Raw genomic sequence first — 21,414 nt, 5'->3', positions numbered from 1 at the left:
GCCGCTTTCCGACCGGCGGGAGACGCCTGCTGCGGGACCGACCTTGCGCGGGAGGAACGGGCGAACTGCCCGCAGATACTCCAAAAAGGGACACCCCGTTCCCGGAGTGCCCCGCCTTCGATCAGTTCAATCCGCCCAGCACCGGATGCGGTACATACGGCTCTTCCAGACGCGTGATCTCTTCCGGCGTCAGCTTCAGCGTCAAGGCTGCGGCCGCATCGTCGAGGTGGTGCGTCTTCGTCGCCCCGATGATCGGTGCGGTCACCGGCTCCTTCTGCAGCACCCACGCCAGCGCAACCTGGGCTCGGGGCACGCCGCGCTCCGCCGCCACCTCAGCCACCCGCTCGACGACCCGGCGGTCGGCTTCCGCCGTAGCGGCATAGAGCGTTTTGCCGAACTCGTCCGTCATCGAGCGCTCGCTGCTCTCATCCCATTCGCGGGTCAGCCTTCCGCGTGCCATCGGGCTCCATGGAATGACGCCGATGCCCCCGTCCTTGCAGAGCGGCAGCATCTCCCGTTCTTCCTCGCGGTACAGGAGGTTGAGGTAATTCTGCATGGAGACAAAGCGTGTCCACCCATGGCGCTCCGCCGTATGCTGCGCCTTGAGGAACTGCCACGCATACATGGAGGAGGCGCCGATATAACGGGCCTTGCCGGCCTTCACGACATCGTGGAGGGCTTCCATCGTCTCTTCGATCGGCGTTGCGTTATCCCAGCGGTGGATCTGGTAGAGGTCGACATAGTCGGTGCCGAGCCGCTTCAGGCTGTGATCGATCTCGGTCAGGATGACCTTGCGCGACAGTCCGCCGCCGTTCGGCCCCTTGCGCATCGGATAGAACACCTTCGTGGCGATGACCACCTCGTCGCGGTTCGCGTAATCCTTGAGGGCACGGCCAACGATTTCCTCGCTCGTCCCGTCGGAATACATGTTGGCGGTATCGAAAAAGTTGATCCCGAGATCCAGCGCCTTTTTGATGAACGGCCGGCTCTGCTCCTCATCCAGCGACCACGGGTGCGCCCCGCGCTCCGGCACCCCATAGCTCATGCACCCCAGGCACAGCCGGGAAACGTCCAATCCGGTAGAACCAAGCTTCACATACTCCATCTTCCCACTCACTCCTCCTTGACCAAGCTTCAGTTCCCATCATATCCCAAAAAGAGGAAGAACGGAAGACACGCACTTGAGAGATTGTTTGGCCCCTGGACTGTGATGGCTGTCAGTCAGACAAGCCGGTATGTATATGGTGGTATATTAAAAAAGGGGGCCGCACGAACCACCCTCCGCCCCGTCGGCAGGGTCACCCCCAAGGTCAGAAAACTCAGGGCCGATGGAGGTTGATGCATTATTGCCGTCGTAAGGCGTGACTTTTGAAACAAAAGCGGAACTGCGATGTGCCGCTTCCAGCGGAGAAGGCGACTTTTGTAACTCCGATGTACCATCCCGAGCGTGAGAGGTCTGCTCCTGTGAACCAGCGGAATTATGATGCGCTACTGCACTCGTGGGAGGGTCTTTTGTGAAATAGAGGTAGTACGACGCGCTATTGTCACCATGTGAGGTACCTTTTGAGAAATAGCGGATCTCCGATGCACCGTCCCCAGCGTGAGTGGTCCGCTCCTATGAAACAGCGGAGCTTCGATGCACTACTACACTAGTTGGCGGAACTGTCGTGAAATAGGGGTAGTACGACGCGCTATTTTCACCATGAGAGGTATCTTTTGAGAAATAGCGGAGCTCCGATGTACCATCCCCATCTTGAGAGGTCCTCTCCTATGAACCAGTGGCTGTGATGCACTTCTACACTCGTGGGAGGGCCTTTCGTGAGATAGAGGAACCACGATGCGCTATTGTCACAATGTAAGGTACCTTTTGAGAAATAGCGGAGCTCCGATGTACCATCCCCATTTTGAGATGTCCTTTCCTATGGACCAGTGGCTGTGATGCACTTCTACACTCGCGGGAGGGCCTTTCGTGAAATAGAGGAACTACGATGCGTTATTCTCACCATGAGAAGTCCCTTTTGGGAAATAGCGGAACTCAGATGCGTTATTGGCATCCTAACAGGCCTATACCCCCATGTTAGAGCAAAATAAGACATCTGAGTTCCGCTGATATGAACGTAACCGAGCAACTCCCAGCACGTATCCCTGTTTTTTTGTACTCCAAACTAAGCCTGTCAAGGTGTTCTTTTTGACAGGCGGCTTCTTTCCTCCCATACTTGTTTACGGGTCTGACTATCAAGTCAGACCCTGCCTTACGGCGAGTAACGGGGTGCAGGGGGCGTGCTCCCTGCATAGTCTTTTTCCTGAGAACAGCGGGACATGTCTACATTCCTTGGCACGAGGGCAAAATGGTTCTTTGCGCCGGCTGGCAACCTGATATTCGTGGGTTCTCACATGTGATTACATACGACCAGAGAGTTTCCTGCTAACTATCAACGCACATAAAGCTCCTGTTCCCTTGCTTTGTGCAGCGGAACTACGCGGATTTCTCTCTGCCTAGCTTTGTACTTTGCCCCCGAGCCAAAGAATGTAACGCATCTTCCTCAAATCCGTTCTCTTACCACCTCCTTCTTCGTATTTTCAAACTTCTATTACAAGCACAAGCGATTATGCTGCCGCCCTTTGCTTCTGGACTTCCTTGGCTATAGCCCAGATAAATCCCAAGAGCTCCCTGGCCACGGCGGTAACGATGGTTCCTTTGTTCTTTCCCCTGAAGCTTAACCTATTAAATTTATGATGCAGTCTTTTATGCGCCTTCCAAGAGATCTCAATAATCTCCGAGCTTAGCTCCTTTTGCCTCTCTCGCAGGGCTCTTCTTACAGCGGGTTTGCTCCGATAGGTCCAGGCGGCTTCGACCAGTACCCGTCGGATATGCGCATTTCCGACTTTCGTGATTCGCCCTTGCCGGCGGCTGCCTCCGCTTGAACTTTCCGAAGGTACCAATCCGGAATAACTCATAAGCTGCGGCGCAAAAGCAAATCTTCCTGCGAGATCTCCGAGTTCGGCCGCAAGAGTAGTGGCCGTAACTAAAGCAATACCATGAAGTCCTTGCAGCGCCTGAATCATGGTAGCCTGGCACCCTGCCGAAGCCTGCCGTTCCATTTCCTTTTCGTATCGCCCAATCCGGTTTGCGGCCTCCCTGATGGTGTTGCGGTATTCTTGAAAGACGATATCCTCGCACGCATCCGTAAAGCGCAAGGTATCCAGCCAGTTCTCGTAGGCCGATGTCCATACCTTCGTGCCGCCCGGTGGATGAAGCTGGTGCCGAAGCAGGAACTTCGTTAGCCGCTGCTTGTGCCGATTCATATCCTGAACCGCATCCTCCCGGGCCCGAACCAAATCCCGCAGCGCTTCGTCCTCGGGTGTAGGTACGTAGATTTCGGTTAACTCTCTGGCCCTGTAGAGCTGCGCTAAACGTATGGCATCCCTTTTGTCGGTTTTAATGCGCTTGTTGCCATCCAATGCTTTGGGCGCAACGACGCTGCAATTGACAAAGAGTTCAAGGAACCAACGATACAGTTGAAACCCTGTAGGCCCGGCCTCATAGCAAACGTCGAGTTTGATCTCATCGTCCTTTGCAAGCTGCTTGACTAATTTTCGCACGGCCTCTTTGGTATGTGGAATCGTCCCCCAGAACCGTACAGGCTCATCTCGATTTTCCGTGGCGATAGCAACAGCAATTTTTTCCTTGGATACGTCTAACCCTACATACTTTGTGGACATACTCATTACTAACCGACTCCTTTTTGTTTGTAGCTCTGTTTTGGATTTGATTGGTTTATTCATTCCAAGTCATTTCCAACTTCAACCTACGTGATGCAAAGAGGTAGTCGGTTTCGTTCATTATAACTATTCGACGTACACTATGCGAAACGGGGCCGCAGCAAGCCCCACAGCTATTCCGGGCGTGCATCAGCACCTACGCGTACCGTATTTCCCCATAAAGTCCGGCTCCGTAACTTGCCGAAGGACGCCTCGAGGCTTGCAGATCCAGCCTGCCACAGCGGGCGCGACGGACGAGGGCCTGCCACGCCGAGCGGGAAACAGGCCAACCATTCAACCATGCTCAGGCACCCGACCCGCATCCCACGCATTCATTCTTCTCCATCCAGCGCCTCCCCCTGGCTCAGCGTGTAATCCGCACTCGGCCAAGGGACAGTCCCTTCGTCTCGATCCGCAGGGTGAGCAGGACGAGTCCTGCCACGCCAAGCGCGACGAATACGGGGAACCAGGCTCCCGCCAGCCGGCCAAGTCCGATGAAGAGGCACATGGCGAGCGTCGGGATCAGCGGCTGGCCGTAAGCCCGCCACCAGTCAAGCGGGAAGCGTTCCCGGTGGAAGAAGCCGATCATGGCCGCTGCCGATGCGGCCCAGCTGCCGGTATAGATCCAGACGGCCCATACGGGGTGGATGCCGACGAGCAGAGGCACAAGTACGATCACCGGCACGCCTGCCACGATCATCACCCAGAAGTTCGCCTTCGTCTTCCCGACGCCCGCCAGGATATTGCTGCCGAGCCGGCCGACGGAAGAGAAGAACACCCCAAGCGCCAGCAGGCGGATATACGTGCCGGAATCCTGCGTCGTATAGCCCGAGCCGAAGAGGAAGGAGTTGAGCTCGTCCGGGAAAAGGCAAATGGCCGCAGTCAGCGGATAGAGCGCCAGATTGTTGTAGCGGATGCACAGCGTGCCACGGCGCCGGCTTTCTTCGGGGTCGCGGATACTGTCGGCCACGAACGGCAGCGTCACGATCATGAACGCCCACGTGATGATGCCCACGAAGCCCGTGATCCGCGACGCATTCGCCAGCTCGCCGACGGCCACGACCGAGATCGAGCCGATCATCATGACAAGGAAAGGCTGCTGGAACGCCTTGGCGATATTGCCGGCCCACATCGGCACCCCGTACTGCAGCATTTCGCGCAGCTGGCCGAGGGACAGCGGACCTTTCCACTTCGGGCGGTGCACCCGGTGCGCCCGCCAGCTGACGAAGGCCGCCGTACAGGCCGCCCCGATGCAGCTCCACAGGGCGACGCCCCACAGATAGCCGCCGACCGGCAGCAGGACGCCCACAACCATGCCGGCCGTCGAGAAGACGGTCATGACAACCATGAAGAACGCCTGGGTGTGGAACTCCCGGGAGCCTGAGAACGAAGCGACGCCGATGTTCACGACGGACTGGAAGATCAGCGTTGCCGCGCTGATTGTCAGCGCTCCCTGCAGCTTCGGGATCCCGTAGGCCCCCGCCAGCACCGGCGCCAGCAGAACCAGAACCAAGCCCGTCAAGACAGCAAAAAACACGCTGCCGGCAACCGCATGCCGGAATTTCACGTGCAGGGCTTCTTCCTTATGCGTTGAGAAAGCATACACTAGGGCCGAGTTGAACCCCACATTCAGAAACAGCGTGACCATTCCAAAAATCTGCAGAAGCAGATTCACTTCCCCGAACGCCACGGGATCGTTCAGCAGCCGTGCGAGTACAATGCTCCCCACCGTCTGCAGAAGTTGATTGACGAACAGCCCCAAGACCACAATCGAGACGCTTCGAATCAAAAATCGCTGGGAGCCGCTCAGCGGCATACCCGATTCGGACATGGCCATCCCCTTCTTCTTCGATGAAATCACTTGCTGCATGGCAATGCAAACGTTTGCTACATCGTATCAGTGAAACGTTTTAAGCGCAAAGGCCAAAAAATGCGAAAAAACAGACTCTCGGACCCATTTCACCGAAAAAACATCCATTTCTTGCTCTTCAGACACCAAGTTAGATTCTTCCCGAGTCCAGGCGCGGGAGGCGTAGGCGGAAGGGAAGTGCTATAATACCCGGTAAGTAAAACGGGGCCGCCGTTCGTTTCATAACGGTGCGCATTGAGTAAGGAATGCGGATGACTACAAATTAAAAACGTCTTGTGAAACGCTTGCAAGCACCAAGAATAGGAGAACCCGCCGTGACGTTACTTACCCGCCCATTGAACCCCATGAACCCCGGGGGCCTTATGAGCCTTCTGCAGCCGGCAAGGCCTTATCTCATTACGCTGCTCGTGCTGGCGTATGCCATGCATGTGCTGACCGGCTGGGCTTGGGCCGCCGCGCTTCAAGGCTGGCTCGCCGTCCTCTGTTATCTCGTCTCCTTCCCGGCCGCCCGCCGCCTGTTCCAGGTGGTCGGCTCGCTGTTCATCGCCGCCTCGCTGGCCTGTATGGCCTGGGCCGGAGTGCCCTGGAGCGAGCTGCCGGGCCTCATGACCCGCAATGTGATGCTGGTCGCCCTGCTCTTCATGCTCCCCTTCGTGAACCGAGCGATCCGCCTTGGCGGGTACGACCGTAATCTCAGCCGCTGGCTGAACGCCCCCTCGGGGGGCTTGGGCCAGCTGTATATCCGTTCCTTGGCCGTCAGCTATATCCTGAGCCTGTTCCTCTTCTTCGCCGCCCTCCCTCTCCTGCACCGCGTGCTGGGGAGGCAGCTGAGGAACGCGGGAGAGGACACTTCGCGCCGGTTCATCGGCATGTCGGTGCTCCGCGGCTTCGGCATGGTCGCCGTGTGGAGCCCGGTGGAGCCGCTCGTCGCCACCGCCGTCCTCCTGACCGGCGTGTCCTACCTCGCGCTGCTGCCGTGGCTGCTCGCCGTCTCGCTCGTGCTCTTCGCCGCCTGCTGCCTGTGGGCCCTGAAGTTCCGCAGCCTGCCGCTGGCACCCGCACAGGAAGCGGACCCGTCTCAGCCCCCGGCACAGCCCAAGGCCCACTCGATCCCGAAGACGCTCGTCTTCCTCGGGGCGCTTGTGCTGCTCATCGGCTCGGCCTTCCTGCTGCAGGCGGCGCTGGGGTCCACCTTTTTCGCGGCGATGACCTTCGTGCTGCTGCCCTTCGCAGCCGGATGGGCCCTGCTGCTGAAGCGCTTCGGGCGCTTCGCCGCGCTCAGCTCCCGGCACTGGAAGGAAGGGGTGGACAACCTCCGCCATCTGCTCGTTCTGTTCCTCTCCTTCGGGCTCTTCAACAGCGTGCTCGCACGCACGCCGCTGCTGGGAGAGCTCAGCGGAAGCGTCGAAAGCCTCTCCGGCTCGCCGCTGCTGGTGTTCCTCATCATCCTGGCCGTCTCGCTCGTTCTTCCGGTGCTCGGCATCCATCCGCTCGTCGTCATGAGCCTGTTCGGCATCTTCCTCCAGCCGGTGATGGAGCACGTGAGTCCGCTGAGCCTTGCCGTTGTGATGATCACCTCGACGCTGGCGTCCTCTTTTATGGGCACGTTCAACACGACCGTGACGATCATGGCCGGACTGCTCGAGGTGAATCCGTACCGGATTACGCAGTGGAACCTGGCCTACGGCATCGTCTTCGGCGGAATCGGGATCGCCGCGGGGCTGCTGCTTTTATAATTTCTTTGACAGGCCGAAAATACTTCAAAACCCCTTGCCTTAAAGTCCACTTGAAGGTGTAGCATGAGGACTTGAGGTGAAAAGATCCAATGAATACCCTATATGCAGACTATCCGGGATCAACGAATGCGGATCGGAAGGTGATCCCATGGACTTAGTCAGACCTATTCTGCGGCTGGCTCTGCCGTCGATCGCAACGTTCTCATCCATGACTTTTACGGGACTGCTCGTCCTGATGATCGTCGGCAAACTGGGGGCCGCAGCCATTGCCGTCGTCGGTATCGCCAACATTCTGATGTACAACGTGTGGGCCATGTTCTCCGGCGTACAGGGCACGATCAACTATCTCGTCGCCCAGAATTTCGGCTCGAATACGATGAAGCAGGGCAACCAGCGCATGCAGATCGCCCTGCTCGGCACTCTGCTGCAGGCCATCGTGCTCTTCGCAGCCAGCTTCGCGCTGCCCTATTGGACCCTGAAGCTGATGGGCTCGAACGAGGAAATCCTGACCCTCGGCGCCCCTTACGTGCAGGTCCGTTTCTATGCCATGATCTTCACGCTCTTCAGCGGCGTCTTCTTCGCCTACATGAGAGCGATCGGCGACACGAAAACCCCGATGACGATCTCGTTGATCAATAGCGCTCTTGTCGTCACCCTGACTTACCTGCTCGCCTACGGCAAGTTCGGCTTCCCGGACCTCGGGCTGCAGGGAGCCGCATGGGGCATGGCGGCGGCGGAGGTGATCACTCTGCTGCTCAACCTGGTCGTCTTCTACCGGGTCATGCACAAGAAGTACAATACCAGAGCCTGGTTCAAGATGGAGCTTGCGCAGATCAAAATGGTCTTCTCCGAGAGCGTCAAGCTCGGCGTGACAGAGATGTCCAACAGCGTCGGGATGCTCGTCTTCACCGCCTGTATTACGCGCCTTGGCACCACGGCGATCGCGGCCAACGAGATTGCCCTGAATATCCTGTCGTTCGGCTTCATGCCGTCGAACGGCTTCGGTGCCGCCGCGACGATCGGCATCGGCCAGGAGATCGGCAAGGGCCGCCCGCTGGAGGCCAGGCGCTTCGGACTCGTAACCGTATACCTTGGGCTTCTCTTCATGGTGCTCGTATCACTCTTCCTGTTCCTGTTAGCCCTGCCGGTAGCGAAGCTCTATACGAGTGAAGCGGCCGTATATATGACCGCGATCTCGCTGATCCATCTTGCCTCGTTCATCCAGCTCTTCACGGGGGGAAGCATCATCTTCGCCGGGGGCTTGCGGGGCATCGGGGATACGACCTTCCTGTCCCGCATCTCGCTGGTACTCAACTGGCTGCTGTTCATTCCCTGCACGGTTCTGTTAACGCAGGTCTACGATTTCGGCCAGGTCGGCGCCTGGACCGCGCTGTGCATGCTCATCGTCATGCAGGCCGTTGCGAACGGCTGGCGCTATCTGTCGCTCGACTGGAGCAGCGCCAGCGCCAAATCGGCCCCCGCTGCACCCGGCGCAGCGATGCATATGTAAGCAGCCTGCCGGCAGGGTACGCGGCATGTCGAAGCAGTCCGGCGCTCACCTTGGGGCAGAACAAAAAAGCCCGTCCGAAATCCTTTTCGGACGGGCCTTGCCTTCTGTAAGCGGCTTACGGATGCTCACGTATTGCTCGCATGCGCCAATGACTGGATGACGCGGGTGTACTTCCGGCCGCATCTATGTCTGCTTGCTGCTTCAAGCGCAGGGTCCTCTACGTCTGCTTGCTGCTTTAAGACCCGGGTCATCTGCGCTTGCTTAGCAACTTAACGCTGCTCTCGGGCTCGCCGCTCAAGCGAGTCGTACCACTCCATCTTGGCGTCGATCTTGCCGAGGGCGTGCTGCAGCTCGTTCATTTTCTCCTGGATCGCGGTACGGTGCAGGGCCAGCATCGACTTGCGCTGGGAGATCGTTCCGTCGCCCTCGCGGGTGAGCTCGACCATCCGCTTGATCTCGGAGACCGGCATGCCTGTGGCTCGCAGACAGGTGATGAGCTCGAGCCATCCCATATCATGGGGTTCGAATATTCGGTTGCCGTGATCGTCCCTGCCGACATTCGGCAGCAGGCCCTCCTGTTCGTAGAACCGCAGGGTATGGGGCATGAGGCCTACCTGCTGTGCCGCTTCCTTGATGGATAATCCCATGATTCCGTCCTCCCGTGTTCACGCACCGCCGCCGGGCGTAACTGCCGGCCGGATACGCAGTTATGTATCGTTGTTCTCCGTGTATGTCATACGATTGGTATGTAGCATTTTAGCACGATCCTTATCCCTTGTAAAAGGAGAACCATGCCATGATGCGGTCCTACCTGCTCTTGTTATTCTGCGTTACCTGCTGGGGTAGCAACTTCGTCTTCGGGTCGATGCTCGTTCACGAATTCCCGCCCCTCCTTCTGTCGGCCTTCCGGCTTACCGCCACCTCTCTGTTCCTGCTGGTTTATGCGTGGAGCACGAAGCGGCTGCAGATCCTCTCCCGCAGGGATTACCTGCTTCTCGTCCCGCTCGGCTTCATCGGCACGCTGATGAATCAGGCGGCCTTTTTCACGGGCCTGCAGACGGTAAGCGCCACGACAGCCTCGCTCGTCCTGTCGCTGGCTCCGATCACCACCGCCCTGCTCGCCGCGGTCTTCCTGAAGGAGGCTTTCACACCGCGCATGGCGGCCGGTTCGGTCCTTGCGATTGGGGGGATCTTCCTTGTCGTCGGGCAGTCCGGCGGGCTCGCGCTGTCCCGGGGGCTGCTCTACATCGGCATCGCCATGCTGACCTTCGCCGTCTCGATCATCATGATGCGCAGGCTCACCGAACGCATCGATCCTTTCGTCGCGACGGTCTACTCGACCGTCATCGGCTCCGGCATGGTCATCCCCGCCGCCCTGATCAAGGAACCGCTGCATGGCATCAGCACACAACTATGGGCCTGGGGACTGCTTGTGACGACGGCCATTGTCATGCAGGGCGTCTGCGGACTGGTTTGGAACACGCAGCTGCGCCGGGTCGGAGCGGGCAAAGCCTCCGTGTTCCTGAACCTGCAGCCCTTCGTCGCCATGGTCGTCGGCTTTGCCTTCCTGGGCACACCGGTAACCGCCGTGCAGCTGGCCGGCTCCGTCCTGATCGTAGGCGGCGTCATCCTCGCCACACTCAAGAAGAAGGCGAAGGCTCCTGCCCCCCTGGCTCCCGGCGTCACCACTACCTGAACCCGGCGGCTTCCGAGCCGGCCTGGCGGCATATCCTGATGCCGTGCGGGGAAGCCGCCCGGATATCCTGTCCGGATGATCTCCTCATCCGAATGAGCAGCTCCGCGTCCCTTGGGACGGCGGGGCTTTTTGGCGTTCCCTCCCGCCTCTCCCGCCTCCCTCTTTCACGGCCTGCCTGTTCCCTGAGAATTACATACCCGCTGGGGCCTGTTCTTTTATTAACCTCCAAAAATTACATTTACAGGTTATTCCTTTTCTGTTATGATCATCTCACAGACAACTAACCGGCATAAATACACTATATGAGTTATAAATGAGGAGGATGGGATCGATGAAAATTCAACGTTTACCTTGGGCAGGCATCCGGATTGAGGCAGGAGACAAGGCTGTGGTCATCGATGCGGTTACACGCATTCCCGCGAAGTTCGGCGGTTCCAAGGAGCCGATGTATCCGCTGGCCGAATTCGGAAGAGCCGACGCCGTACTGGTCACGCATTTGCATGAGGATCACTTTGATCCCGAGGCGATCATCGCAGCTTACGGCCCTGATATTCCCGTCTATGTGCCGGAGCAGGGGGCTGACGCCGCCCGGGCGGCCGGACTGCGGAATGTCTCAGGCAGTACGGCCGGTACGGCCTACGAGCTCGGCGGCGGAATCACCGTGACGGCGGCTCCCTCGGTGGACGGCGTCGGCGATCCCCAGATCGCCTGGATTGTCGAAGCCGGCGGACGCAGAGCCATCCACTGCGGCGATACGCTGTGGCATGGCTATTGGTGGTCCATTACCGCGGCTCATGGCCCCTTCGACGCCGCCTGCCTTCCGGTCAACGGAGCTGTGCTGGAGGTACCCGGCCGGACGCCGAGCGGCCAGCCGATCTGTCTGACGCCTGAGCAGGCCGTCTCGGCTGCGGCCGTGCTTCAAGCCGGCGTGCTTATCCCCATCCACTACGGGGCCATTCACCATCCCCCGGTCTACCGGGAGACACCGGATATCCCCGCACGGCTGGAGGCCGCCGCGGCAGGCCGGGTGACCCTGAATCTGCTGAAGCCGAGAGAAGCGCTCGAGCTGTAACCTTGGCCGGCTTCCGCTGTTCTTCATATATACTTGCACCCTATTCGCACCGGAAGAGCAGGCAGCAGAGCAGCAGTTCATTCACATGGGTGACTGTTCTGCCATCCCTGATTCTGCCTCTCTTCCCATCCGGGCCAATGGGATGAGGCGCCTCTTCTCTTTCGGACCGGTTTATGGGCTTGCGTCCTTATTTTATAAGCCGCGGTCCCCATCCTGTACGGATTTTTTCAATAATAACCAAAGTCCCCACATTGAGTTGTTCGCCACCTGCGCATATAATAGGGAAAGAATGAAGACTAAAAGAAAAGGTGTCACTCAATGAGCATACTTAATGTAGAACGACTGAGCCACGGCTTTGGAGACCGCGCGATCTTCAATAACGTATCTTTCCGCCTGCTCAAAGGCGAGCACATCGGACTGATCGGCGCCAACGGCGAAGGCAAATCAACCTTCATGAACATCATTACCGGCAAGCTGCAGCCGGACGACGGCAAGGTGGAGTGGTCCAAGCGCATGCGCGTCGGTTATCTCGACCAGCACGCCGTGCTGAACAAGGGCATGACGATCCGCGACGTGCTCAAGGGTGCGTTCCAATACCTGTTCGATATGGAGCAGGAGATGAACGACATGTACGGCCGGATGGGCGAGGTCTCTCCGGAGGAGCTCGAGCAGCTGCTCGAGGAGGTCGGCGTGATCCAGGATACGCTCACCGACCAGGATTTCTATATGATCGATGCGAAGATCGAAGAAACCGCCCGCGGTCTCGGGCTGACCGATATCGGACTCGACAAGGACGTCAACGACCTCAGCGGCGGACAGCGGACGAAGGTCCTGCTGGCGAAGCTGCTGCTTGAGAAGCCGGACATCCTGCTCCTCGACGAGCCGACGAACTATCTTGACGAACAGCATATCGAATGGCTGAAGCGGTACCTGCAGGAGTACGAGAATGCGTTCATCCTCATCTCCCATGATATCCCGTTCCTGAACAGCGTCATCAATCTCATCTATCATATGGAGAACCAGGAGCTCAACCGCTACGTCGGAGACTACGATCATTTCCAGTCGGTCTATGAGATGAAGAAGCAGCAGCTCGAATCCGCCTACAAGCGGCAGCAGCAGGAAATTGCGGACCTCAAAGACTTCGTGGCGCGCAACAAAGCGAGCGTAGCCACCCGGAACATGGCGATGTCCCGCCAGAAGAAGCTCGACAAGATGGATGTCATTGAGCTGGCGAAGGAAAAGCCGAAGCCGCAGTTCAACTTCAAGGATGCGCGGACGTCCGGCAAGCTCATCTTCGAGACGTCGCAGCTGGTCATCGGCTATGACAGCCCGCTGTCCCGCCCGCTCGATCTGCGGATGGAGCGCGGCCAGAAGATCGCCCTCGTCGGCGCGAACGGGATCGGGAAGACGACGCTCCTGCGCAGCATCCTTGGCGAGATTCCGGCGCTGTCCGGCTCGGTGAGGCTCGGCGACAACCTCGATATCGGCTACTTCGAGCAGGAAGCGAAGGATGCCAACTACAATACCTGCATTGACGAAATCTGGAGCGAGTTCCCTTCCTTCAACCAGTTCGAGGTGCGCGCGGCGCTGGCCAAGTGCGGCCTGACGACGAAGCACATCGAGAGTAAGATCGCGGTGCTGAGCGGCGGCGAGAAAGCCAAGGTCCGCCTCTGCAAGCTGATCAACCGCGAGACGAACCTGCTCGTGCTCGACGAGCCCACGAACCATCTGGACGTGGATGCGAAGGATGAGCTGAAGCGCGCCCTCAAGGCGTACAAAGGCAGCATCCTGCTCATCTCCCACGAACCGGAATTTTACCGCGACGTCGTGACGGATACCTGGAACTGCGAGTCCTGGACGACGAAGGTGTTCTAGAACCCTTGGTAGTCATGAAGAAACCTGCCGGCCCATAGGTCAGCAGGTTTTTTGCTCTTTCCTTTATCCCAGGGAGACATTAAACTGGAGTATTGGAGGAATTAGCCCACCCGGACGGCTTGGCTCTACTTCCCAATCCCCTTCTCTTACCCGGTGTGATGCTTCGCATGAAGCTGCTTGAGATCCGCCACAGGGTCGTGGATCTCTTTGATCTCTTGTTCCACTCGGTCTCATCCCTTCAGCTAACCATGGCCGGCATTGCTGTGTATCCACTCTCGTATTCCTAGAGCCACCTCGGCTGGGTCCGTCTCGGACGTATCCAAGGTCGGCATGGGCGGATCATAAGCCAGATCCGCATTGTCCAGCAGCCACCTGGCAAACTTCAAATGCTCCGCAATCCGCTCCTCAGGCCAGCTCCTTGCCTCCAGCCGGGCTATCCGGCTTTCTTCGTCGCAATGCAGATTCAAGTAGTGCACGTTCGCAAAATAGGAATAATCCTCGCACTGCTCGGCATCCCACGGCATCACGGTCCCGCAGATCACGGTCATTCGTCCGCTTTCGGCAATGCCTCTGGCCACACGAAACCAGATATTCCGGATGCTCTGCCAATCTTCCCGGGCGAATGGAAGAATGTCGTCGATATCGAATACGGCCATGTCCGGCAGAATTCGCCGCAGCTCCGGAATGACCGTCGTTTTGCCGGAGCCGCTTGCTCCAGTAACGATAAACAGCGGAGTCTTGGACTGACCCGTCATACGCTCCCGCCCCCTTCGCTGTTCTCTTTTCCGCTGCCGCCCCCTGTCACTATAGCAACACCTGCAGGCTCAGCGTCTTCCATCACCAGGAACATGCCGGTCATGCTGGGAGAGTGATCACGGAAGCCGAACCGTTCGTAGAACCCCTCCTTGCCCGGGGACGCAAACAGCCCGACGAACGCGAGCCCCTGCGCATACCGGTTCGCCCGGATATACGCCAGCAGCCGCTCCACGATCGCCCTGCCGATCCCCCGCCCCCGGTATTCAGGCAGGACAGCCACATCCTGGATATAAAAGTACATCGCACCGTCCCCGACAATGCGGCCCATGCCCACCGTGCGGCCTTCCGCCTCAGCCACCACCGCATGCACGGAACGGGCGATCGACGTTTCCGCCATCCGGGAGTCTACGGTGCCCCATCCCGCAGCTTGCCACAGCATGAGATGCTCCTCCACGGTAGGCGGCCGTTCCACGATCTCGAATGCTTTTGCCCTCGTCATAGCACTCCTCCTCTCAACCGGCGGCTAGGAGATCAGGTCGCGCCAGTTGGGCCAAGCCTGCAGATAGCCTTCCAGATCCTGTGGATGCACGCTGACGCAGATGGCAATACGGCAGTAGAGCTGGAAGACCGTTTCCTCGATCAGCCGGGTCTGATCTACCGGCTTAGGATGCAGCACGTCATAGGCGGCGAGCAGGGTATCCAGATTCAAGTCGTCCGGGGATGAACAGAACGCGTATGTCAAATCATACAGCACCGGACCGGTCATCGGCGAAGGATCGATCACGCCGCAGAGCTCACGGTGATGAAATACAAAATTGTGGATGCCGGTATCGCCGTGCAGCAGATAAGGCTCTCCCGCATCGGAAATCCGTCCGAGCAGCCCCCTGATCCGTTCATGATCCTCAGCGGGAAGGATCCCAGCCAAGGTACGGGACGCATCCTCCGCACTCCGCTCTTGAAAGGCCCGCCAAGACTCCCGCGGCGCCTCGAGCCGCCCCCATCCTTCGCTGCTTGGGCACGCCTGATACTTGTTCAGCAGCTCCCGGACCAGCCGGATCATCCAGCGGGCCTTGGGGCCCCGGTGAATGTGCGTCGTCCCGGGCACGAAGGAATACACCATGCTGCCGCCCGCCGGGTCCGCGTGAAGCAGCCTCGGCAGCAGGCGGCTGTCCGCATACGCCGTATAGAACTGCTCCACCTGGCGAATCTCCTCCGGGCGGTCCATCTTCAACACATAGGCCGGTTCCTCTCCGACCGCGAGCTCGTATACCACCCCATCGGTAGTGCCCTTCAGCTGCTCCCTTGCATAGGTGCGGCTGTCCACTACGCCTGTGCTGCGGAGTGTTTCCAGCAGACCGTGAACGTCTTTTCTCTGAGTCATGTGTAGTCCTCCCCGTGATTCTCCATTCATCCATTATAAAATCACGGGGCCTCCCCAAGCGATGGAGAGTATGAGTATAGCGAAATGTTCTCTAAAGACGAACGAGCACGAGGGAATCGTTCCAATCACTAGATCCGGCCGTATGCCCCAGCCCCGCGAAGATGCCTGTGAAGGACAGAATCGTCATGGGATTCGTGATTGTGAGGAGAAAAATCGAGGTATACGACTTCAGCAGGCTTCCCCTCTGTACGGCGGCGGATTGCTCGGGCGGCTTGGATCGCAGGGTCCGCCATCCGAGATAGCATAGGAAGATCCCGCCAAGCAGCTGCAGCCAGAACGCATGGGCCGTCAGAAAGCCGGACACCGCCGTAAGGCCGAATCCGGCGACGATGCCGTAGATCGTGGCCCGAGACAAGCCCGTAGATCCGGCCCTGGACCAGCGACCGCCGGATGCAGAGCAGACCGATCGGCCCCACAAGTGCCGCAATGGCCAAGCCGATCAGAATGCCTTCCATAAATAACATGATACTCATCGCGCGCCCTCATTTTTGCCCTGAGATTAGTGCCACTCCAGGAACTCCAGCCGGTTGCCGAACGGATCGCTGACGTAGAAGCGGCTAACGCCTTCCTCCGATCTGGCATCGTCGTCAATGACAGGTATGCTCTGCTGAAGCAGATGGGCGCGCAGCTCCTCGAGCCGCTTCACCCTGAAAGCGGGATGCGCTTTAAGCGCGGGACGGAACTCCTGCTGCACACCGATATGCACCTGATGGATGCCGCATTGGAACCATACTCCCCCGCGCTTCTTCAGCGGCTCCGGCTTGGGAATCTCCTGCCAACCTAACACTTCTGCGTAGAACCCCCTGGCTTCTTCTTCGCATCCCTCGGGCGCAGCCAATTGGACATGATCCATTCCCTCGAATGAAAATGATGACACTGCAGCTCCTCCTCCTTCTCTCGCCCCCGCCCTCGTGAAGCAAATCATGCACCTTGACGGTACCGTTCCTATTCCCGCGCCGCTTCATTAAAAGTATGTTTGCGCTCTATCCCACGGCCTTCACTATCGTCAGAAAAGCATTGGTCTTCAGGTGATCGTATCATGCGGCCCCCTGCACAGCAACTGCTCTTTTCGAAGATCCCTTCATAAAAACATTACAAACAAAGGGAATATTTTCCTTTATACTGTTCTAGAAATTTCGTATTCCTATCATTCCTATCTCTCAGACAAAGGAGGCTTTATGTAATGAAAACCGCGTTGAGATTCATCGCCATGTTCGCCCTTATGCTCAGCCTGATATTCGGCAGCGTGGGGTCGGTGATCCCGAACGGAGGCGCCCCGACAGCCGAAGCGGCCGTGTCCGGGCCTACGGATTTTGCCGGCATCATCAACTACATCAAAGCGAACGGCTGGCTGCCGGGCAACTTTATCACCAAGAGCCAAGCGGCCCAGAGAGGCTGGGTTTCCAGCCAGTGCAACCTGGCCACGGCAGCACCGGGCTACAGCATCGGCGGCGACGTCTTCTACAACCGCGAGGGCAAGCTGCCATCCGCCTCCGGCCGCGTATGGTACGAGGCCGACGCATACTACAAATCAGGCTGCAGAGGCTCGCAGCGCGTTCTGTTCTCGAACGACGGCCTGTATTACACAACCAGCGACCATTACGCGACGTTCAAGAGATGGTATTAGTCTGGAATGAATAAGAGAGGGGCTGTCCCAAAGTCATGTGAGTATGACTTGTGGGACAGCCCCCTCTTATTGCACAGTGAGGAAATGTCCAAGGAAGATACGGACGTTTCCGCTTGTATGGCTCTATTTCAAAGCAGGGACATTCACATCATCTACATTGATATGCCCGAAGCCTCCCGTTGCATTATCGACAATCTTGATGTAGCATGACGTCCCCACATAAGAACCGGCATTCCATGTGATCCGGCTGTACGCTTCGTTATTGCCGCCCGTCGTCTTCATCAGTTCCGCTCCGTCGGAAGCGCGCACCAGAGCAACGTACAGGTTGTTGATATCATTTCCGCCGCCGATCAAGAAATCGATGGCACCGCTGCCGTCAAGTGTGAATGTCTCGGATTTGAGGACGCCGACTTGCCCGTCACCTCCGTCTTTAAACCCCCACAGGTGATACGATCCACTCTGATTGAAGGGTCCACCCCATCCCCAGTTCACATCGCCAGTCACGTCTGCAGCACTGAATGCGTTACCGCTTTCGACTGTCCAGCCGGTCAAATTCCCGCTCTCGAAATCATGGTTGGTTATTCCACCGATCGTGGAAGCTTGGGTCGTAATCATCAAGCTGCTGCTGGCGGCGGATCCATTTCCGGCTGCATCCCACGCTTTTACCGTGTAGGCGTAGGCTGTGCCTGCTGTTAATCCGGTGTCGGTATAACCCGTTGTTGTGCTGGTGCCCACTTGAGTCCCATCGCGGAAGATGGAATAGCCGGTAACCCCGACATTGTCGGTTGATGCTCCCCAGCTGAGCGTGACCGAATTCGCTGTCTTGGCCGGTGCTTGCAGATTGGCCGGCACCGTTGGGGCTTGCGTATCCGTCGTGCCTCCTTGAACAGGAACAAGGAAGTCGTCCACGTTGATATGACCCCACCCATCCGTCCGTTCATCGACAACCTTAATATACATGGAAGTCCCGATATAAGCGGTGGCATCCCAGGATCTTCGGGTGTAGCTTTCCGTTTCGCCTTTACTGCTTTGCCAGTTCCAGTAGGTGCCGGGTCCCGTCGACCGGAATAATTCTTTTCCGTCCGAAGCCCGGTGGAAGGATACGTAGAGCTTGTCGATGTCGGAACCTCCGCCGACCAGGAAGCTGATCTGACCATTGCCGCCTAATGTGAAGTTTTGCGACTTCAGAACGCCTGCTGCTTCGTCTCCGTTTTTCATACCCCAGAGATGATACGTGCCTTTGTGGTTGAATGGCTGTGTCTCCCAGAACACGGATTGATTCGTCACCGCCGCATCTGAGAATGCATTCCCGCTTTCAACTATCCAGCCGCTTAGATTGCCGGATTCAAATCCTCCGTTCGTCAAATTCGCGGACGAAGCCGGCGCGGCAACGGTAATCGCGCTTGCTGCCGTTTTGGCACCATCACGGGTTTTGACCGTGATCGTTGCGGTGCCTGCCGACTTGCCGATGACCACACCATTGACAACCGTTGCGACGCCGGGATTGCTCGAAGTCCAGGTCACGTTCTTGTTCGTCGCATTTGATGGAGCCACCGTCGCCTGTAACGGTTTTTTTTCGCCCACGGTCACTTGGAGGCTTGCCGGAGACAGTGTTACGCCGCTCGCCGGAGTCTGTACGTAAGCCGAGTTCATGCTCCAGACCTTTAGCGACTTTACGACAATGGAATCCGTATTGGTATCCGCCCATAACTGCAGGCCTTTAGCATCCTCACGCGTGGAATACGTGCGCGTCGTGATGGATTTTAATCCGTTCAAGTAAGACTCCACCATGGATTTATCCAGAAAAACATGCAGCTTTACATTTTCATTCCCGATATCTACGGTGCCCTTTTGGATCCCCTTGTTCGTACCCGCGACCGTTTTGGTCCGGTTCACTCCGTATTCATCCGCGCTGTTCTTGTAATACAGCAAGGTTTCTTCCTCCCCGTTTGGAGATCGGCGTACTTTGATGCCTACTTGATCCGCAGCCCCTCTGGCGAGCTCCATTTCAATCTCCAAGGTATCACCCGATACTGCGGAGAGAGCGGTGTTCGCCGCGGCAAAACTGGTATCCGTCGTGATATTAACCAGCTGCTGACCGCGTAGTGACTGCAGCTCGCGGATAGGGTTGATCCCCAGCTTACCGTCCGGCCGGAGACTCAATTCCACCGGCAGGCCGGCATTATGCGCCCAACCTGCATCGGATTCTTCCTGAGAAGATCTCTCTCCCTGTGCAATCGTAAACAGGATATTCCGTCCCAAGACCGGGTCAACAAAAGCGCTCGGACCCGTGAATTTGAAATCGCCGAAATCCATCAATTGCGGAGCCGGTTGATCCGGGGTGAATTTGGCGGTGCCGCTGTTCCAGGTGCCGATCCAGTAGTATACTTCAACGTCCGCTCCAGACCCGACCGGACTAATGGCGAGCAGGTGCTTGCCATTGCCCAGAGGCAGCAGCACGGGAAGCTCCCATACCGTTCCCAGGTGGGGATATACAGCCGTATTCGATTGATACAATGGCCCCCGGTAGGTCCAATTCATGAGATTGGAATCTGACGTGGAGTAAACAGCGGCGGTGCCGCCTTGACCATCGATCCCCGTCCCTACCAGCATGAACCATGTCGAACCATCCTTGAATACATAAGGATCACGGAACTCACCGATTTTTCCTTGGCCTGGCTGCTGAGTAACCGCAAGCTTGGATTCTTTGATCCACTTCTTCAAATCGTTGTCGCCATCCTGCTTCACCGTGCTCCGTGCCACACCGATATTCTGATTGCTGCCGATATAGGGCTTGGCATCATTACCGGCCGTGAAGAACAGCGTAGGGTTCCCGGCATCGTCTATGACGGAGCTTCCCGTCCAGTCGCCATCCGGGTCCACCTGGAACAGCTCCGGCGATACCGCCGGCGGAAGATCCCGCCAGTGCACCATGTCGTTGCTCACCCAGTGTCCCCAATGCATATTGTGCCAATAAGGGCCGTGTTGGTTGTTTTGATAAAAGAGATGGTATTGTCCGTTATAATAGAGTGGCGCATGGGGTTCGTTCATCCAATGGCCCGGTGCGATAGCATGATAAGTGGGACGGTATTTGTCCCCATTGTACGAGCTTCGGTCAAAGCCTAGGTCAGGCGTTGGCATATTCCCGCCCAGCTGGGTCAAATAGCTCTGGTAAGAACTTTGCACCTCCGCCGCGCTGGCAGCTCCGCTCCGAATCTTCACTTCATCAATGAGACCGTTAAACATATTCAGAGGGAACACAGCGAGCGGTGTGCTCTGGTTGTTCTTGCCGATCAGCAAGTTATTAGCAGAAGGAGTGATCGTTGAATTGGCAGGAATACTGCGCGATGCGACCTGCTGCCCATTCAAATACAGCTTCATCGTCCCTTGCGTTCCGTCCACCGTGGCTGTAAGATGCGACCATTCGTATTTGGGGAGCGGCTCGTAAGCCCACAGCTCATACCAATTTCCGCCTGACCCGATTTGCAGCGACCAGGTGCCTCCACGAAAGACCCCCAGCACAAATCCCTGTTTGGCGGGTTTATCATGCTGATTGACGATGGCCGACAGCATCCCGTTATCCCCCCATTCATAGGCCCGGGGGGCGACCCAGGTCTCGATGGTCATCGCCGTCGAAGGCGTGGCAATCGGGTTGTGCGTTACCCAAGTGGAGTAGCCGTCGAATAATAAGGCACTGCCTAAGATGCCGTCCGCTTTCCATTCGGGGGCGCTGGACGGTTTATAAACCGCGTTATTAAACACATAGTGTATGGGGTCGTTCGTATTTCCCACCGCTTCCTTCGTCGTGTTCCCGCTTCCTTCGTCAAACTTCCACTGGGCAACGGTGGTCGCAGCCGCATGGGTCTGTTGATAGGCGGGGCAGGATATGAGACCTAACGTCATAGAGAGCATGATGCTTAGCCATTTTTTACTTTGAAACAAAGCATTTCCTCCTTTTTCATCGTCAACTGATGTAACCGCATACATGAATCTCCGTAAGTTCGTTCCCTCCTTGATGATTACGATCATTCCGAATTGCGGCATCCATCACCCCCTCTCCTACTTGGAT

The 21,414-nt window shown here is 57.6% G+C and carries 16 protein-coding genes; 6 read left to right on the top strand and 10 right to left on the bottom strand.

Features of this window, described 5'->3' with window-relative positions:
- Positions 1-121: 121 nt before the first annotated feature.
- The 3 genes from ACP26L_RS12520 to ACP26L_RS12510 form a co-directional block, all read right to left on the bottom strand.
- On the bottom strand, positions 122-1,105 hold the full coding sequence (locus tag ACP26L_RS12520) for an aldo/keto reductase (RefSeq protein WP_426454912.1): 984 nt from the start codon (positions 1,103-1,105) through the stop codon (positions 122-124).
- Between the two features lie 1,502 nt (positions 1,106-2,607).
- On the bottom strand, positions 2,608-3,729 hold the full coding sequence (locus tag ACP26L_RS12515) for an IS110 family transposase (protein ID WP_426448395.1): 1,122 nt from the start codon (positions 3,727-3,729) through the stop codon (positions 2,608-2,610).
- A 397-nt stretch (positions 3,730-4,126) separates the two neighbouring features.
- Positions 4,127-5,632 carry an oligosaccharide flippase family protein gene (locus ACP26L_RS12510; protein WP_426452851.1) on the bottom strand — a complete coding sequence of 502 codons (1,506 nt, stop codon included), beginning with the start codon at positions 5,630-5,632 and terminating at the stop codon, positions 4,127-4,129.
- 314 nt (positions 5,633-5,946) lie between these two features.
- Between ACP26L_RS12510 and ACP26L_RS12505 the strand changes: the two genes are divergently transcribed.
- Together ACP26L_RS12505 and ACP26L_RS12500 are read left to right on the top strand one after the other, a co-directional pair.
- Positions 5,947-7,368: a hypothetical protein gene (locus tag ACP26L_RS12505; protein ID WP_426452850.1), complete on the top strand. Its 1,422-nt coding sequence runs from the start codon at positions 5,947-5,949 to the stop codon at positions 7,366-7,368.
- Positions 7,369-7,516: 148 nt separating this feature from the next.
- Positions 7,517-8,878 carry an MATE family efflux transporter gene (locus ACP26L_RS12500; protein WP_426452849.1) on the top strand — a complete coding sequence of 454 codons (1,362 nt, stop codon included), beginning with the start codon at positions 7,517-7,519 and terminating at the stop codon, positions 8,876-8,878.
- 269 nt (positions 8,879-9,147) lie between these two features.
- On the opposite strand, the gene ACP26L_RS12495 is transcribed toward ACP26L_RS12500, so the two are convergent.
- Positions 9,148-9,525, bottom strand: a complete 378-nt coding sequence (locus ACP26L_RS12495) for a MerR family transcriptional regulator (RefSeq protein WP_426452847.1) — start codon at positions 9,523-9,525, stop codon at positions 9,148-9,150.
- Between the two features lie 149 nt (positions 9,526-9,674).
- On the opposite strand from ACP26L_RS12495, the gene ACP26L_RS12490 reads away from it, so the two are divergent.
- The 3 genes from ACP26L_RS12490 (at position 9,675) to ACP26L_RS12480 (ending at position 13,521) form a co-directional block, all read left to right on the top strand.
- Positions 9,675-10,574 (top strand): DMT family transporter, encoded by a 900-nt coding sequence (locus tag ACP26L_RS12490; protein WP_426452845.1) that lies wholly within the window; start codon positions 9,675-9,677, stop codon positions 10,572-10,574.
- Positions 10,575-10,905: 331 nt separating this feature from the next.
- Positions 10,906-11,646 carry an MBL fold metallo-hydrolase gene (locus ACP26L_RS12485; RefSeq protein ID WP_426452843.1) on the top strand — a complete coding sequence of 247 codons (741 nt, stop codon included), beginning with the start codon at positions 10,906-10,908 and terminating at the stop codon, positions 11,644-11,646.
- Positions 11,647-11,964: 318 nt separating this feature from the next.
- The gene (locus ACP26L_RS12480) at positions 11,965-13,521 is read left to right on the top strand and encodes an ABC-F family ATP-binding cassette domain-containing protein (protein ID WP_426452841.1); all 1,557 of its coding nucleotides are present in this window, start codon (positions 11,965-11,967) and stop codon (positions 13,519-13,521) included.
- 242 nt (positions 13,522-13,763) lie between these two features.
- On the opposite strand, the gene ACP26L_RS12475 is transcribed toward ACP26L_RS12480, so the two are convergent.
- From ACP26L_RS12475 to ACP26L_RS12455, 5 genes are all read right to left on the bottom strand, one after another.
- Positions 13,764-14,276, bottom strand: coding sequence for an AAA family ATPase (locus ACP26L_RS12475; RefSeq protein WP_426452840.1), 513 nt, complete (start codon positions 14,274-14,276; stop codon positions 13,764-13,766).
- Complete coding sequence (locus ACP26L_RS12470) at positions 14,273-14,776, bottom strand: GNAT family N-acetyltransferase (protein WP_426452839.1); 504 nt, start codon at positions 14,774-14,776, stop codon at positions 14,273-14,275. Before ACP26L_RS12470 ends, ACP26L_RS12475 begins: the two co-directional genes overlap by 4 nt.
- A gap of 24 nt (positions 14,777-14,800) precedes the next feature.
- The gene (locus ACP26L_RS12465; protein WP_426452838.1) at positions 14,801-15,658 is read right to left on the bottom strand and encodes a phosphotransferase; all 858 of its coding nucleotides are present in this window, start codon (positions 15,656-15,658) and stop codon (positions 14,801-14,803) included.
- Positions 15,659-15,749: 91 nt separating this feature from the next.
- Entirely contained in the window at positions 15,750-16,073 is a 324-nt protein-coding gene (locus ACP26L_RS12460) for a LysE family translocator (protein WP_426452836.1), read from the bottom strand.
- 144 nt (positions 16,074-16,217) lie between these two features.
- Entirely contained in the window at positions 16,218-16,571 is a 354-nt protein-coding gene (locus ACP26L_RS12455; RefSeq protein WP_426454910.1) for a glyoxalase, read from the bottom strand.
- 330 nt (positions 16,572-16,901) lie between these two features.
- Between ACP26L_RS12455 and ACP26L_RS12450 the strand changes: the two genes are divergently transcribed.
- Entirely contained in the window at positions 16,902-17,345 is a 444-nt protein-coding gene (locus tag ACP26L_RS12450) for a ribonuclease domain-containing protein (protein WP_426452834.1), read from the top strand.
- A gap of 123 nt (positions 17,346-17,468) precedes the next feature.
- On the opposite strand, the gene ACP26L_RS12445 is transcribed toward ACP26L_RS12450, so the two are convergent.
- The gene (locus tag ACP26L_RS12445) at positions 17,469-21,287 is read right to left on the bottom strand and encodes a GH32 C-terminal domain-containing protein (RefSeq protein WP_426452832.1); all 3,819 of its coding nucleotides are present in this window, start codon (positions 21,285-21,287) and stop codon (positions 17,469-17,471) included.
- Positions 21,288-21,414: the final 127 nt, after the last annotated feature.

This window comes from Paenibacillus sp. S-38 (assembly GCF_049942825.1).
Lineage (GTDB): Bacteria > Bacillota > Bacilli > Paenibacillales > NBRC-103111 > Paenibacillus_G.
The sequence above is the reverse complement of the archived record's forward strand: the minus strand, read 5'-3'. Positions and strand labels throughout refer to the sequence as shown.

Coding starts and splice junctions, on each gene's coding strand:
- ACP26L_RS12495 (WP_426452847.1), bottom strand. CDS start 9,525: ATGGGATTATCCATCAAGGAAGCGGCACAGCAGGTAGGCCTCATGCCC.
- ACP26L_RS12480 (WP_426452841.1), top strand. CDS start 11,965: ATGAGCATACTTAATGTAGAACGACTGAGCCACGGCTTTGGAGACCGC.
- ACP26L_RS12490 (WP_426452845.1), top strand. CDS start 9,675: ATGATGCGGTCCTACCTGCTCTTGTTATTCTGCGTTACCTGCTGGGGT.
- ACP26L_RS12520 (WP_426454912.1), bottom strand. CDS start 1,105: ATGGAGTATGTGAAGCTTGGTTCTACCGGATTGGACGTTTCCCGGCTG.
- ACP26L_RS12470 (WP_426452839.1), bottom strand. CDS start 14,776: ATGACGAGGGCAAAAGCATTCGAGATCGTGGAACGGCCGCCTACCGTG.
- ACP26L_RS12500 (WP_426452849.1), top strand. CDS start 7,517: ATGGACTTAGTCAGACCTATTCTGCGGCTGGCTCTGCCGTCGATCGCA.
- ACP26L_RS12450 (WP_426452834.1), top strand. CDS start 16,902: ATGAAAACCGCGTTGAGATTCATCGCCATGTTCGCCCTTATGCTCAGC.
- ACP26L_RS12475 (WP_426452840.1), bottom strand. CDS start 14,276: ATGACGGGTCAGTCCAAGACTCCGCTGTTTATCGTTACTGGAGCAAGC.
- ACP26L_RS12515 (WP_426448395.1), bottom strand. CDS start 3,729: ATGAGTATGTCCACAAAGTATGTAGGGTTAGACGTATCCAAGGAAAAA.
- ACP26L_RS12510 (WP_426452851.1), bottom strand. CDS start 5,632: ATGCAGCAAGTGATTTCATCGAAGAAGAAGGGGATGGCCATGTCCGAA.
- ACP26L_RS12465 (WP_426452838.1), bottom strand. CDS start 15,658: ATGACTCAGAGAAAAGACGTTCACGGTCTGCTGGAAACACTCCGCAGC.
- ACP26L_RS12485 (WP_426452843.1), top strand. CDS start 10,906: ATGAAAATTCAACGTTTACCTTGGGCAGGCATCCGGATTGAGGCAGGA.
- ACP26L_RS12455 (WP_426454910.1), bottom strand. CDS start 16,571: ATGGATCATGTCCAATTGGCTGCGCCCGAGGGATGCGAAGAAGAAGCC.